Source organism: Methanobrevibacter sp. (assembly GCF_017447225.1).
In the GTDB taxonomy this organism is placed as follows: domain Archaea; phylum Methanobacteriota; class Methanobacteria; order Methanobacteriales; family Methanobacteriaceae; genus Methanocatella.
Window position 1 is genome coordinate 1 of record NZ_JAFSNZ010000086.1, and the last position, 14,051, is coordinate 14,051.

The following is a 14,051-nucleotide window of genomic DNA, read 5'->3' on the forward strand; positions in this document are numbered from 1 at the left end:
AAGACGATGTAATTACGTTCGAGGAGCTTGGAGTTGACCGCCTGTTTGTAGATGAAGCTCATAACTACAAAAATCTGTATTTATACACGAAAATGCAGAATGTAGCAGGAATCTTTGTAAAATTGATATAACCGATAAATATTGTTCTAAAAAGAAACTGACCAATTTATTATCAAGTAAATACAATATAGATAATTGTAATTAATTTTTAAAGAGGTTAGAATAAAATGAACGAAAATAATTTAGATATAGAAATTCGAATAATGAAAGAAGCATTTGATGAAACAAGAACAATTGTCGGTTATGCACCGGAAGAGATGAAAACTAATAACAACACCCCCCATAATGGAGACCTGTTCATAACTGATGGAGGGGAACTGATATCTTTGGAATACCAGATGATTGATTTTGATGAAAATGAACTGGCCAGATACGTGGAACTTGCAGAAGAGCTTTATGAGAAGAATAACGTAGCAATATCCATATATGTGCTCTGTCCAAATACAATACAGGTAACTGCACCGGAATGCGTAATCAAATCAGAAGCGACATTCAATATAAAACTGGCCTGTTTTGCTCCAAATCCTGCATATGACGCATTATATCATATAAAAGAAAAAGTGGATAAAAAAATAAGGCTTGATGAAAAGGATTTGGATATTCTTTCAGCAATTCCTATGATGGGCCCTAAGGAAGATAGAAAAAAATTAAGAGTTGAATGTTTTAAAATCATTAAACAGAGCTTGGAAATAATTTAGATTTCCCACTTAAGGATTGTTTTTCCGAAATTTGAAATATACTCCTTATCAAAAGCAGTTTTCAAGTCATCTATTGATTTGATTTCACAAACATTTGTAATAAGTTTAGACAAATAACTGAAAAGTTGAGGGTTTTCATCAAGAAGGTTGACTACACCTTCAAAATCCTCCCTTTCAGAACGGCTATTGCCCTGAATCGTCAGTCCTTTTTCAAGAAGCATTCTCGTATTGATAGGAATAGGATATTCGCTTACGCCAAAAAGACTTATTGTTCCTTGAGGATTAATCAGACTTATAATCTGTTCGATAGCTGACTGCGATGCGGCAGAACCTACACATTCGAATGCATGGTCAATTTTTAAATCCTTTGGAACATTATGTATCATATAGACATTGTCTGCAAATGAAAAGAGGTTCAGGTTTTCCAGGTGCTTGCCGAAAACAGCCACTTCACAATCAGGACAGATCTGTTTTAGAAGCAATGCCGTGATATAACCTAGGTTTCCATCTCCCCAGACGCCTAAAACTTTGCATGATGCCTTTTTAAACTCCATGAATTTCATTATTCCCTGATAGGCTACGCTGATTAATTCAATGAAAGAGGATACCTCCAAATTAAAATCATCAGGCAATTTTACTAATCGATCATGATTCAAGCTTACCAAATCACTTGTAAATCCGTCGAAGCCACTTCCTCTGAATTTAGACAATTTAGAGTAATTAGCACGATAGCAGTCTTTACCAAAAGGAGTGTTTGGAATCATAACAACATTATCGCCGGGACTGAAAACGGATTCAGAATCAGAAACCACCTCGCCAACGGCTTCATGAATCAAAGCCATAGGCAATTTTTCAGATAGGATTTCCGGAGGCCTTGAACCCTGATAATATCTCTGGTCAGCCTGACAGATTGACAGATAGGTCGGTCTTACAACAACACCATCCAATTCAATGTCATCAATTGCCTCCTCAAAGAATTTTGGAGATTTCAGTCTATAAACTATGTTAATCATGATCAGATTCCTTTAAAATTGTATTAGCTAATTTTAAGTCATATGGATACGTAATTTTAATATTTGTTATTTCACCGTCAACCAGATATACATCTTCATTTTTAAGAACAAATATTTTACATGCATCAGTTAATATATTGGTTTCCCTTTCATTTAAACTATTGATTAATTCTGACAATTTATTTATCTTAAAGCTTTGAGGAGTCTGACCCTGGTAAAAATTATCCCTTATTGGAATATTTGTGATTACCTTGGAATCAACACTTTCGACAATAGTGTCGGTTGCAGGAATAACCGTGTCACATGCGCCGAATTCTTTTGCAGCTTTTATATTGTCCTCTATTATACGATGGGTTACAAAAGGACGTACGGAATCGTGGGTAACAATTATTGAATCATCATCTATGTCAAAATTTTCACTGATATAGTCAATTGCATTAACTAAGGTGTCGTTTCTTGTCTGACCACCTTCCAGAACAACAATATTTGTATCTTCACCAAAATATTCATTTATCAGATTATTTGTATGATTTATGAAATTCTTTGGTGATAAAACAAGAATTTTGTCGAATTTTGAATTGATTACAAATTTTTCTATCGTGTGAATGATAACCGGTTTATCACCTAAGTCCAAAAATTGTTTGGGAGTGTCTGTTCCACCCATTCTTGATCCTATTCCACCTGCCAGTATAGCTGCAAAAATCATTATTAATTACTCCTTTTCAAAGACAATGAAGAAATGTGATTTACCCTGAGGAATATCTTCTCCAATCTCTTCGTTCAGGTAAGTCATTTTAAGATTATGTTTTGCAAACATCTCTTCTAGCTCTTCAGGAGAGCTTCTCACTTGAGTTGGAGGTCCTTTAGGAACATCCCATTTTTTATAGTCCATTATAGCAATTCTACCATCTTTTTTAATTAAACGGGAAAATTCACTTATTGCTTCATCAACAGTTCTTGAAGCGGTAAATCCATGGAAAACATTAACCATCAATATTACATCCAAGGTTTCGTCATCAATTTCTGTGACGCCTTTGGTAATGTCTGCTTCAATATTAATTAAATTATCTACATTGTTTTCTAATTTATATTTTTCCATATCTTCAATAGATGCATCATAGATGTCCACTGCATAAACTTTACCTGAATCTATATACTCATCAAGAAGCTTGATTGCAATGTGTCCATCGCCACATCCGGCATCCATTACAGTCTCTGTACCTTTAAGATTTAATTCATCGATTATTTCATTTGAATCTAAAAAGAACTCACTTGAAAATCCGTGTGCTCTATGTCCATTTGCGGGCATTTTCATATTATCACCTAATATTAAATCTTTTAAAAATACTATATAATTTTAGTGAAATGCATTTCACTTCGATGAAAAATACAAATCTGTGAAAGGACATCTACATAATACAATATTGTTCATGGAAATATATTGATGAAATTCATTAAATGAATGTTTCAATAAATTAAAATTATAGATTAATAAAAAACATGTGAAATAATCATTCGTAAAATCAATTAAAATGCAAGAAAATTATGTTTGGAAATGGTTAACATAAATTAAAAAAAGTAGTTTTGAGAGGACTTATTTTTTCCAGGTTTGTTTAACTCCTCTTCCTCTTTTACTACCAGGTTTAGTATAACTTCTTTTTTGTCTTGTTCTTCTGTTAGTACCTTTAACTTTTGCCATATCTTACCCTCCTATAAAATTTATAATTACAACATTAGAATTATGTATAACATAAAAATATTTGTTTTTAAAGTATTTATATGTTTTCTTATGTAGTGTATTCTGCATTGATTTTGACATAGTCATATGTCAAATCACAACCCCATGCGATAGCTTCACCATCACCTAAAAACATGTCTATTTTAACAGTAATGTTTTTGGATTGCATTATTTTTTCTGCACGCTCCAGATAAGGTGTTCCTTCAAAAGCAAGGATTTCACCTTTGCGCACAAGGTCAGTTTCATCTTCATCATCAGCTATTGCAATGGTTACAATATCAGGATTCAGCTCACATCCAGAATAACCGATTGCAGATACGATTCTTCCCCAATTAGGATCGCCGCCAAAAACAGCTGATTTGAATAATGGAGAGGTTACAATTGCCTTTGCTGCAAGTTTTGCATCCTCAAAGGATTCTGCTCCCCTAACATTTGCTTCAATAAATTTGGAGGCCCCTTCACCATCACGAGCCATCTTTTTAGCTAAATTTATACAGATATGATTGAGACCTTCCTGGAAATTGGAATCAATTTCACCGTTTCTTTCCACATTAACGTCTGATGCACCGTTAGCCAACATAAGACAGGTATCGTTTGTACTTTCATCACCGTCAACAACAATCATGTTGAAACTTTTATCAGCAGCAATTTTTAGTGCCTTTTTAATAGCTTTTTGTGAAATGACAGCATCAGTTACTATAAAAGACAGCATTGTCGCCATATTCGGAGCAATCATTCCGCTTCCTTTAGTGATACCGGCAATCTTTATAATTTCACCGGTTGTTAATGTTACCTCACAGGCTTCCTCTTTCGGGAAAGTATCTGTTGTCATTATGGCTTTTGCAGCTGCCAGAGAATTTTCCGGATTATCCCCCAATTTGGAGATGGATTCATAAGCCACCTTGGAAATTATGTCCATAGGCATTTCACGACCAATGACACCTGTAGAACAGATTGCAATTTCACTAGCCGGAACATTCAAGTCTTTAGATACCAGATTAACCAATTCTTCACAGTCTTCGATTCCTTTTTGGCCGGTGAAACAGTTTGCATTACCACTATTGACTACAACAGCTGAAACAATACCTTTTTTGACTACATTTTTAGTATAAGTTACTGGGGCTGCAACAACCTTATTTGAAGTAAAAACACCGGAAGCAGTACTGTGCGGTGCTAAAATTACGCTAACACCATATTTTCCTTCGCGAGCACCAGATACTTTAATATTTTCAATGACGGAAAATCCGCCATCAATATCACGAATAAAATCCATAATTATCACGGAAATAGTTAATTATTTACAGTATACTCTTCTACAGAATAATTCTCATTAAAATCGACTCTGTCCAAATCATAATCATAATTAAAATCATCACTATGATTATTTACATTTGATGTCATTTCCACAGTCACATTCTCAATCTGAGGCGTGTCATTTTGAGGATTTGTCTCATTCTCATGTTTTTCTATACTAACTGTAATTCCAATAGCCGAACCGATAACAAAAGCAACCAATGCCAGAATCATCAGAAAAGCTATTATTCCTTCGTTTCTACGAGCCACTGTAATTCCCTTTTTTTATTTTTTTAAGCAACAAAAGCATATATTAATGCCAATATGATTGTTATAAAACTGAATGCTCCAAGTCCGAGAATACACAATAAATATGTGATTATGAATACGAAAGCAAATACTCCGATTAATTTTTGCTTTTCATTTTCAAAAAGATTTATTAGAGTTCTTGTAAACTCTGACGGAATATTGTAAGCATATAATCCATTAGCAAGTTCAAAAACCACTAATGATAACGGAGATGTTGAACCTAAATTATCCACCAATTGAGCCCTCTCACCGGCTTCTCTTCGGCTTCTGCCAACACCTGCCCTGATTTTTGCATCATTGTCAAGTGCAAACCATGCTGCATCAAGACCTGCACGGATAGCCAGATCCTTTGATGGGAAACGGGCAATAAAATCGTCTCCGCCTTCACGGTAACCTTCAAGTTCACCGCCACATTCGGTTTCAATGAAATATTTGATATTTGTCATCAAATCAACCAGCTGGGTTTTACCGTGCTTGCTTGTATAACCTGTTGAATCAATCAGATCAACAAAGAGATAATTTTGAAATTCACTAGGTTTGGACTGAGCCAGTTTGAAAGGACCGTCGAAAACCAGAGCATATTCTCCACCAAGCTTTGTGAAAGCAACACCTGGAAAACTACCTAAGCTTTGTCTGTAGTTAATTGATCTTTCGATTGAAGCTGCACCAGTCATTCCAACAGCAGATATAACTTCAATTCCACGTTCAAGACCGATTCCTATTAATTCAATAGCTACACGAATCGCATCGTTTTTGCTTAACATTTTTGCAACGAGTTCTGTTGAACTCTTTTCGACAATTTGACCTTTTTCATTTTCAATAATTTTAACGAAGATATTGATTAAGTTTGACGGGTTTGGAAGTTCAACATAAAAGTAACGGTCACTACCCATCACAATATTGCTCACAAGAGCATATTCTTCAATTCTATCTTCTGCAGGTCTTATTTCATAAAAATTAAATTCTTGAGGGATATTTTCAGGACCGATATCCCTTATAAGATTAGTTTCGATACTGTTAGAACTTATTTGTGCTTTTTCTAATTCGAATAATATGGTTTGAGTATAATTGAACAGTTCAACATATTCATTCTGCATTGAATCTGTCGGAAAAAATTTAGTCCCTACACTAATAGGTGTGAGACCTGTGGTTAGCTTAATTATTGCTTTAGATAAGCTATTAACCATCTAATTTTCCTCCTTTTTCTAATTCAATTTCAAATTCGCCAGGACGTTCCAACAACATGTCCGGCTTAACAGAAACGAACGGGAATTTCCAGGAACCTAATCTGCCTGCAATTGTACTTGCAATATTTCTTGAGTTTTTCTTAATGAAGACTTCATCGTGAGCGCTCACACGAACCAGAATATTGTATGGAGCGTTTTCGGTTACTTCATCAGCAAGCATGATATTCAGTTCAAAAGTACCAGGTTTAGTAAACAGATCATTTCGAACAGCAATCAATGGTTTTTTCTCAAGACCTAACCTGTCAGCAATAGTAACAGAAATATTTCCTGCATTTTTTACAGCCAATTTATAATCTTTTGGATGAACCAATACGAAAATAACATATGGTGCTGCTATTTCAACATCATCGACCATATCTACAATCTTATTGAACATTGGTATTTTTGAGAAGATACTTTCAACTTTGGAATTGATATTGTTCTCATCATCGATACGAATAATGGCCTGTTTTGCGATGTTTAAAGGAGAAATCTCCAGACCTTCCTTGCCTGTGTAAACTTCCCATTTCTTGAAATTCAACTGCTTGATGATTTCATCGGAAATTTTCTGCAGAATATTCTTATCATGTTTAGGTTTTTTCGGTCTTCCGAATGTTAATCTGTTGTCCTTTATTATAAATGGAATTCTGAATGAATTAATGTTTTTAAATTCAGCAGCATAATCCCTGAATTTATCATTGGATAAAATTTTTGCTTTTTCACTGTAAGCAATTTCTAAAATAAAATGATCAGCATCATTTCCTGCCGGAACTTCTTCTACATTATCACTTTCCAGCAGTTTTAAGAATTCTTCTTTATTATCAATTTCATGACGAAGTGATGCATCAGCTATAATAACAAATTCATCTTCACTTTCCTCTAACGCTTTGACAGCAGCCAAAATATTAGCCATTTGAGGCTGTGAGTTTTCATTTCTCACATTATGTGCAACATTAGAAGCATCTACAACCACTTTCATAATATCACCATTATAAAAATAACTTATTTAATCATTTATTATATTAAATTATACAAATATTTAATATTTTCTTCGGTATTTGCCATATAAAAACTTTTCTCCACCCACATTATTTAAAAATATTTCTATATTTTCCTCATCAATGATATAAACCATATATGAATTGCCTATTTTTCCTCTTAGCTTATTGGAACATAATGAACCTGCATTGACAACTACAGTTTCATTTATTCTCCAAATGTTGGGAACATGCTTATGCCCTGATAAGACCAGACCGACTTCATGGGTAGTTAAAGTCTTTAGGATATCACCTGCGTCTGAAAGAACGTTACGTTCACGGCCTGTGTCCGGTATCGGAATGACATGGTGGTGAAGGGCAACGATGGAAAAGCTGTCTTCTATAACGCAGTCATCCAGCTGATGTTCCATCCATAAATGCTGAGGCAAACCGATATGTCCTCTATCCTCATCAGGAGAACTGCTGTCAAGACCGATGACTGTGAAATCATCATCTTTCGTTAGTTTCCAGCTTCTCTCACCAACCAGTTCCTCAAAGCTTTGATAACCTAAGTTTCTTGAGTCATGATTTCCCGGAACAGCAAATAATGGGGCTTCGAACATGCTCAGGTATTTCATTGCCTGTTTGAATTCCCTGTGATAACCATTATTCGTCAAGTCCCCTGTCAAAATAATCATGTCCGGTTGTAAAGCGTTGATTTCGCTTACGGCTTTCATGAAAACTTCTTCGTTAAAAGCCATGTCGCTGACATGTAAATCTGAAATGTGTGCAATAACTGTCATAATTACCTATTGGTTTAATTTCATAATAGCTTCAGCCAAGTCTCCTTTGCATTCTTCCAATGCCTGTCTTGCAGCATCTTCGGATACATTAGCCTGGTTAGCTACCATTTCAACATCTTCATCAGGAATTTCGATTTCGTATTCAAGTTCCACTTCACGGGCTTTACCGTCAATCTGATAAGTTTCCTGACCCATTACATTCATTAAGCTGACACTAGGCTCATCAATGATTAATTCCTTATCTTCAAAACGGATGATGACTTCTTTTACGCCATCAAGATCTTCCATTTTCATACCCATTTTTTTCATTTGTCTTTCCATCTGTTTCATTTGTTTTTTGTTCATTCCTGGAATCATAATAATATCCTCGAAAATAATCTAATTATTTATAAATATATTATTAATACTATTAAAAGATTGTTTTAAAAAGAGAAAAAAATAATAAAAAAGAAATTGATTAAAGGTTATTTTTAATAATATAACCCAAATAAATACCTAAATATGAAGCTGCAGGAATCAGAAGGATGATTATCACAATATCCAAGAGAAAATTGCTTAAAAGTGATGAAAAAATATTAGTATCCGAAGCACCACTTACAGAACCTACATCAGCATAACCCGAGGTTAATGGAGATGAAGAAAATACTGAACTCATTGCAGAGGCAAATGCGGTTGTAACAGCAAATAATGATCCAGTAGCGCAAAGAATACCTGCAGCAATTACTCCAAGGTATACGATAAAATTAGGGACTATATATGAATCATCCATGCAATTGAAGTATCCGAGGAAAATTCCTGCGAAGAATACTGCAAAAATCACAGTTAACAATACATTAGTTGAAAATCCTATTGTGCCATTGGCCGTGAAAAGACCCCAGAACAGAGATCCGACAAACAGGAATATTCCCAGTACAATGAATGAAAATATTAAAGTTGAAATACTTATTTTCTCATCCATCTTATTGAAAAAGCTTTTATTGTCGAATTTGAATCCGCACTGATAGCAGAAATATCCGTCTTCGGTTACGGCACCACATCTTGGACAAATATTTTTAGACATATTATCACCCTCTTTTAAAACATTTCATTTTCATTTTCAATTGATTCCATAACCTGACTCATGGAATAGGATATAATTTTATCATTTTTATTTAAATTATCATTAACTTTAGCACCATTGTCGATTATATCAACAAGATTTTCTTTTAGAGAATCAGATGCATTATGTTTATTCAGATAAGTTAATATAAAATTACAGGTATCAGTAATCTTTCTCTGTAACTCGAACAGTTCTTCGTTGTCGTCAGTCACTTCAATATTTTCTCCCACAATATTGCTTACAACCAATAATGATGTCTTTTTAGAAGAAGAAATCTTTCCAAGACATTTATCCTTAATCAAATCAACGGACTGTTTATTTAAACCAAAACGTAATTTCAAATTGTTTTCACTTTCCTTTTCAACGGAATATGGTAGGAATATGAAATTGATTGCGCTCACTACAACCACTGCAACTGCAACCCACAATATTTTCAGTTCCATTGCCAAATCAGGCGTAATATACATCAGTGAAGTCATAACTGACATTATCGTGGTAAATATTGTCATAATCAGTTTATCTTCAAGGAAATAAACCATACCAATCATACAGATAACCATTACGATTAACATCACGACTTCAGGAGATATTGAGAAATATGGTAATATTAGGACAATTATCGCAAAAACAAATACTCCAAGCAATGTGCCTCTGAGACGGGACTTGGCCGTATATGCCAAATCGTCAACATAAGGCATCATCAACGGAATGGTGGCGAAATATAGCCATTTGGTGAATGGAAGATTGAATGCTAAGGTTAAAACTTCCCATAATGTGAGTGTAATTGCCATTTTAAATGCAAAAGTGAATTTGACTGACCTGAAAGAAAAGTTTCTTTTAATGGAAGGCCAGATTAACGGTTTAATGAAATCTTTATCCGGAAGAATAGCTTCCTTGCTTAAATCTGCATTATCGATTTCATCAATGATATTTTCAAAGTTAAGCAAAACAACATTCATCTCTTTTGTTTCAACTTCAAAATCCCCAAAAACATCAAATGATTTTGAATCATTAATATCTGACAATATCTTTTTGATATATTCCAGTTCATTAGCAGTCAAATCATAATCTGCAATGATTGAACCGATATATTGGAATGATTTGACAACATTCAAAACGGATTCCTGAATTGGAGATGAGAAATACTTATATTCAAATTGTGAAAAAATGCTTAAATAAAAGCCGTTGGCTGTCCTGAAACTGTCTTTAGTTACTTCTTTACCCGCCAGTTTCAAATCAACAGCATTGTTTATTTCACCAGTCAATGAATCAATAGTCTGTTTTGACAGTTTATACTGCTTGTTGCGGTTAGCTAAAAGGTTTATTCCAACAATAAATACTGATCCAAAAGCCAAAGACAATAGTCTCATCGGCATATCGCTTAAAGGAACCGGAATAGACATCATCATAAAGTAACACATCAGATAAGGCAGATAGACATCAGTGCTGAACAGATGATATGATGTCATTGTAGTTCCAAACACCACAATAAATGTTAAAATACAACCTAAAATCGTTATAGGATTATTTAAATAGGCAACTACACCCAATATTAAAAGAAGACCCAAAACCTTAATGAAAGATAATTTGGGCTTATAGGATAAGTCGTTGCTTATATTCATCAATCCCGCCATCGCAATCATGACGCCGATGACTGCATTTTTGCTTCCAAAGACAATCATATAGAAAAACATGAAAAATAATATGAATCCAATCATAATTATTTTCATTTTCAAAGGCATTCTTTTCATTATTCAAACCAATTAATTCAATAAATCCTGTGCATCCAACATTATATCAACTATTCTGACGTTGAACGGACATCTTTCTTCACAATCTCCACAGGCAATGCATTCGGTTGCATCATATTTCAAGTTATTATAGTGTTCCCGAACACTTTGAGGAACCTCATCATGAATAACCGCCAAGTCATAAAGCTTAATTACCATTGCCACATCAATTTCTGAGGTGCATGGAGCGCAGTGTCCGCAATACATGCATTTTCCTTCAAAGGAATGTTTTGGAGCGTTGGCAAGAATATCTTTATATTCCTTTTGAGATTCTGAAGCTGTTTCATATTCCAATGCTGCATCCAATTCCTCAACATTATTAACACCGACGAAAATGCTTGCCACTCCTTTTTGTGATAATGCGTAATGAATACATTGTACTGGGGTTAGGGCAACGCCGAATGGGGAATCGTTTTCATTGAATAAACGGCCGCTTGCATAACCCTTCATTACAGTTATTGGAATTTCATTATCCTCACACAACTGATAAAGTTCAGCCCTTCTCGGGTCAAGGCCTGCCAAATCAGTGTATTTATCATCATTAGAATAATCCTCAATTACTTCCGTTGGAGGAAACATGTCGTATGCCGGATTAATACTGAACATGATTAATTCGATTTCAGGATTTTTCGCAGCCAAAAGAGCAATATCCGTGTTGTGAGTACTTAATCCGATATGTTTTATGGTTCCGTTTTCTTTAAGTTCACGGACATATTCAATAAATTCGCCGTTCATGATATGATTGTAATCGTCCAACTCATCCACATAATGAACCATACCAAAATCAAGTGTATCGATTTGGAATCTTTCCATGAAATCCTCAAAAGCCTCTTTAACCTTATCCATTTCACGTGTTCTCACATACTGATTGTTCTGCCAAGTGGATCCGATATGGCCCTGAATAATCCATTTGTCACGAGTGTCTTTGATTGCCTTACCGAGATTTGTTCTGACAGTGGGTTCACTCATCCAGCAGTCGAGGAAATTGATTCCGTTAGCTTCACAATGCCTTACTATCTCTTCAACTTCATCGTATGGTCTTTGTACAAACCATTCCGCACCAAAAGCTATCTCACTAGCTTTAAGTCCGGTTTTACCTAAATTTCTGTATTTCATTTCAATCTCCCTAATAGTTAATGTTATTTATTTAATTCATTGATAATAATTATTATGAATAAAAAAAGATGTGATTGGGTCGAAGGCAAAGAAGACATTTATATAAAGTATCATGACGAGGAATGGGGAATTCCCAAATATGACGATGCCATATTATGTGAAATGCTTGTATTGGAATCCTTTCAGGCAGGATTGTCATGGATTACAATATTGAAAAAGCGCGAATTTTTTAGAGAAGCTTTCGATAATTTCGACTTGGATAAAATCATTGATTATGATGATGTTAAGGTTCAGGAATTAATGGAAAATGAAAATATTATCCGAAATAAGGGAAAAATTGAAGCGACAATAGTAAATGCAAAAATATTTAAGGATATTCAAAAGGAATATGGCAGCTTTTCAGATTATATCTGGAGCTTTACCGATGGAAAAATTATAAAAGGAGAGTATAAAACAAAATCAGAGTTGTCTGAAAATATTTCGAAGGACTTAAAGAAAAAAGGTATGAAATATGTGGGGCCAACCACAATATATTCATACTTGGAGTCTATCGGCATAATTGACAATCATACCGAAGACTGTTTTATGTATTGAAAACATTTAATTAATTAAAAAATAGAATATAACATAGGTGATAAAATGTCCGATATTAAAAAAGTAAGCGATTTTTTAACTGACGCAGGAGTATTTTTCCTTGCAAGTGTAGACGGCGACCAAGCAAAATGCAGACCATTAGGTTTCCAAATGCTCGTAGACGACAAAATCTACTTTGGAGTAGGCAGCTTTAAGGAAGTCTGGAAACAAATCGAAGCTAATCCTAAAATAGAAATTGTTGCACTTAACGATACAAAAGATAAATTCATAAGGTATTACGGTACCGCAAAAGCAGATCCTAACCCTGAGCTTGTAGAAAAAGCTTTCGAAATAATGCCTGAAATCGGCAAAGTCTATGAAGAAAACGGTTGGGAAATGGCAATATTCTATCTGGATGATGCTACCGCAGAATTCAGAAACATGATGGCTGTTGAAGAAACGTTAAAATTTAAATATTAATGCTTTACGCATTAATATTCATTTATTATTGCTAATGCATTCAGTGTTCTCGGAAAACCAATATATGGCAAGAGAATAGTCAATGCATCAATCAATACCTCTTTATCATTACCGACATTCAGGTTACCGAATACATGACCTCTGAGCTGATTTTCACAACCCCCCAAAGTAGCAAGTACACAGAATGTGATTAGTTCACGATCCTGGTCGGATAATGCGTCTCTTGTGTAGAAATCACCGAAACAGTAACCTGCCAAAAAGTCATTGAACCTTTCCTGACCTTCAGGAGTATTTTCAATCATTGAATCAATCATGTCTGAACCGAAATATCTTTTTTGAATTTCCAATCCTTTTTCATGACGGTTTTCCTTACTTACTGTTGAAATGCTTTCCAAAGGAAGTTCAACGCCGTTTTTGATTAACACATCATTCGTTACTTCAAAGAGTTCAAAAGTTTTTCCAAGACCAACATATGCAACTGACTGATATAGAACTTCTTTTATCTCAATCGGACTTAATACTTCCAAAGCATCCCGAACAGCAATTGCATACTTTTCTTTAGATGTATTTGTAATTAAAGTAGCCAATGTAACTATAAATCTGGTTCTTTTTGATATTGAGACATATTCCAATATTTCCTTGTTATTAAAGCTGTTGAATATCTCAAAAAAATCAGGATCATTTTTCTTTAACTTCAAAATTATTCCTCCTAAAATTAATTATTATTTTATTATAGTATATTACTAAAAGTTTTTACCATTTTTATTTTTTTCTGTCGAACGAATAGTGTTCAGATGCTCTCTTTGATTTTATTTATATGTTTTATTTTAATTATATATTTATTGTATTATTTTTTTAGGGAATTTTTTTGTTTTC

At 34.3% G+C, this 14,051-nt stretch carries 16 protein-coding genes; 3 read left to right on the forward strand and 13 right to left on the reverse strand.

The genetic code is table 11. From position 1 onward, the window contains the following. The first annotated feature begins 227 nt into the window (after positions 1 to 227). A complete protein-coding gene (locus IJQ68_RS08425) occupies positions 228 to 758 on the forward strand; it encodes a hypothetical protein (RefSeq protein WP_292799169.1) in 531 nt (176 codons plus the stop codon). Here the strand turns inward: IJQ68_RS08425 and IJQ68_RS08430 are convergent. From IJQ68_RS08430 to IJQ68_RS08485, 12 genes are all read right to left on the reverse strand, one after another. Next, positions 755 to 1,771, reverse strand: a complete 1,017-nt coding sequence (locus IJQ68_RS08430) for an alcohol dehydrogenase catalytic domain-containing protein (protein WP_292799171.1) — start codon at positions 1,769 to 1,771, stop codon at positions 755 to 757. The two genes, IJQ68_RS08425 and IJQ68_RS08430, sit on opposite strands and share 4 nt — an antisense overlap. Next, complete coding sequence (locus IJQ68_RS08435; protein ID WP_292799173.1) at positions 1,764 to 2,477, reverse strand: 2-C-methyl-D-erythritol 4-phosphate cytidylyltransferase; 714 nt, start codon at positions 2,475 to 2,477, stop codon at positions 1,764 to 1,766. The genes IJQ68_RS08430 and IJQ68_RS08435 overlap by 8 nt, the downstream gene beginning before the upstream one ends. 6 nt (positions 2,478 to 2,483) lie before the next feature. Next, on the reverse strand, positions 2,484 to 3,086 hold the full coding sequence (locus tag IJQ68_RS08440) for a class I SAM-dependent methyltransferase (RefSeq protein WP_292799175.1): 603 nt from the start codon (positions 3,084 to 3,086) through the stop codon (positions 2,484 to 2,486). Between the two features lie 472 nt (positions 3,087 to 3,558). Beyond that, complete coding sequence (gene argJ / locus IJQ68_RS08445; RefSeq protein WP_292799177.1) at positions 3,559 to 4,782, reverse strand: bifunctional ornithine acetyltransferase/N-acetylglutamate synthase; 1,224 nt, start codon at positions 4,780 to 4,782, stop codon at positions 3,559 to 3,561. 17 nt (positions 4,783 to 4,799) lie between these two features. After that, positions 4,800 to 5,072, reverse strand: coding sequence for a hypothetical protein (locus tag IJQ68_RS08450; RefSeq protein WP_292799179.1), 273 nt, complete (start codon positions 5,070 to 5,072; stop codon positions 4,800 to 4,802). A gap of 23 nt (positions 5,073 to 5,095) precedes the next feature. Further along, positions 5,096 to 6,298: a hypothetical protein gene (locus tag IJQ68_RS08455; RefSeq protein ID WP_292799181.1), complete on the reverse strand. Its 1,203-nt coding sequence runs from the start codon at positions 6,296 to 6,298 to the stop codon at positions 5,096 to 5,098. Further along, complete coding sequence (locus IJQ68_RS08460) at positions 6,291 to 7,316, reverse strand: Zc3h12a-like ribonuclease (RefSeq protein ID WP_292799183.1); 1,026 nt, start codon at positions 7,314 to 7,316, stop codon at positions 6,291 to 6,293. Before IJQ68_RS08460 ends, IJQ68_RS08455 begins: the two co-directional genes overlap by 8 nt. A gap of 60 nt (positions 7,317 to 7,376) precedes the next feature. Then, positions 7,377 to 8,117, reverse strand: coding sequence for a metallophosphoesterase (locus tag IJQ68_RS08465; RefSeq protein WP_292799184.1), 741 nt, complete (start codon positions 8,115 to 8,117; stop codon positions 7,377 to 7,379). 6 nt (positions 8,118 to 8,123) lie between these two features. Next, positions 8,124 to 8,474 carry a nascent polypeptide-associated complex protein gene (locus tag IJQ68_RS08470; RefSeq protein ID WP_292799185.1) on the reverse strand — a complete coding sequence of 117 codons (351 nt, stop codon included), beginning with the start codon at positions 8,472 to 8,474 and terminating at the stop codon, positions 8,124 to 8,126. Between the two features lie 100 nt (positions 8,475 to 8,574). After that, positions 8,575 to 9,177, reverse strand: a complete 603-nt coding sequence (locus IJQ68_RS08475) for a hypothetical protein (protein WP_292799187.1) — start codon at positions 9,175 to 9,177, stop codon at positions 8,575 to 8,577. A 14-nt stretch (positions 9,178 to 9,191) separates the two neighbouring features. Continuing rightward, positions 9,192 to 10,967, reverse strand: a complete 1,776-nt coding sequence (locus IJQ68_RS08480) for an FUSC family protein (RefSeq protein ID WP_292799189.1) — start codon at positions 10,965 to 10,967, stop codon at positions 9,192 to 9,194. A gap of 12 nt (positions 10,968 to 10,979) precedes the next feature. Then, complete coding sequence (locus IJQ68_RS08485; RefSeq protein ID WP_292799191.1) at positions 10,980 to 12,122, reverse strand: aldo/keto reductase; 1,143 nt, start codon at positions 12,120 to 12,122, stop codon at positions 10,980 to 10,982. A 54-nt stretch (positions 12,123 to 12,176) separates the two neighbouring features. On the opposite strand from IJQ68_RS08485, the gene IJQ68_RS08490 reads away from it, so the two are divergent. Next, positions 12,177 to 12,716 (forward strand): DNA-3-methyladenine glycosylase I, encoded by a 540-nt coding sequence (locus IJQ68_RS08490; RefSeq protein ID WP_292799193.1) that lies wholly within the window; start codon positions 12,177 to 12,179, stop codon positions 12,714 to 12,716. Positions 12,717 to 12,761: 45 nt separating this feature from the next. Then, on the forward strand, positions 12,762 to 13,175 hold the full coding sequence (locus IJQ68_RS08495) for a pyridoxamine 5'-phosphate oxidase family protein (protein ID WP_292799195.1): 414 nt from the start codon (positions 12,762 to 12,764) through the stop codon (positions 13,173 to 13,175). Between the two features lie 11 nt (positions 13,176 to 13,186). On the opposite strand, the gene IJQ68_RS08500 is transcribed toward IJQ68_RS08495, so the two are convergent. Next, positions 13,187 to 13,873, reverse strand: a complete 687-nt coding sequence (locus tag IJQ68_RS08500; RefSeq protein WP_292799197.1) for a carboxymuconolactone decarboxylase family protein — start codon at positions 13,871 to 13,873, stop codon at positions 13,187 to 13,189. Between the last annotated feature and the right edge of the window lie 178 nt (positions 13,874 to 14,051).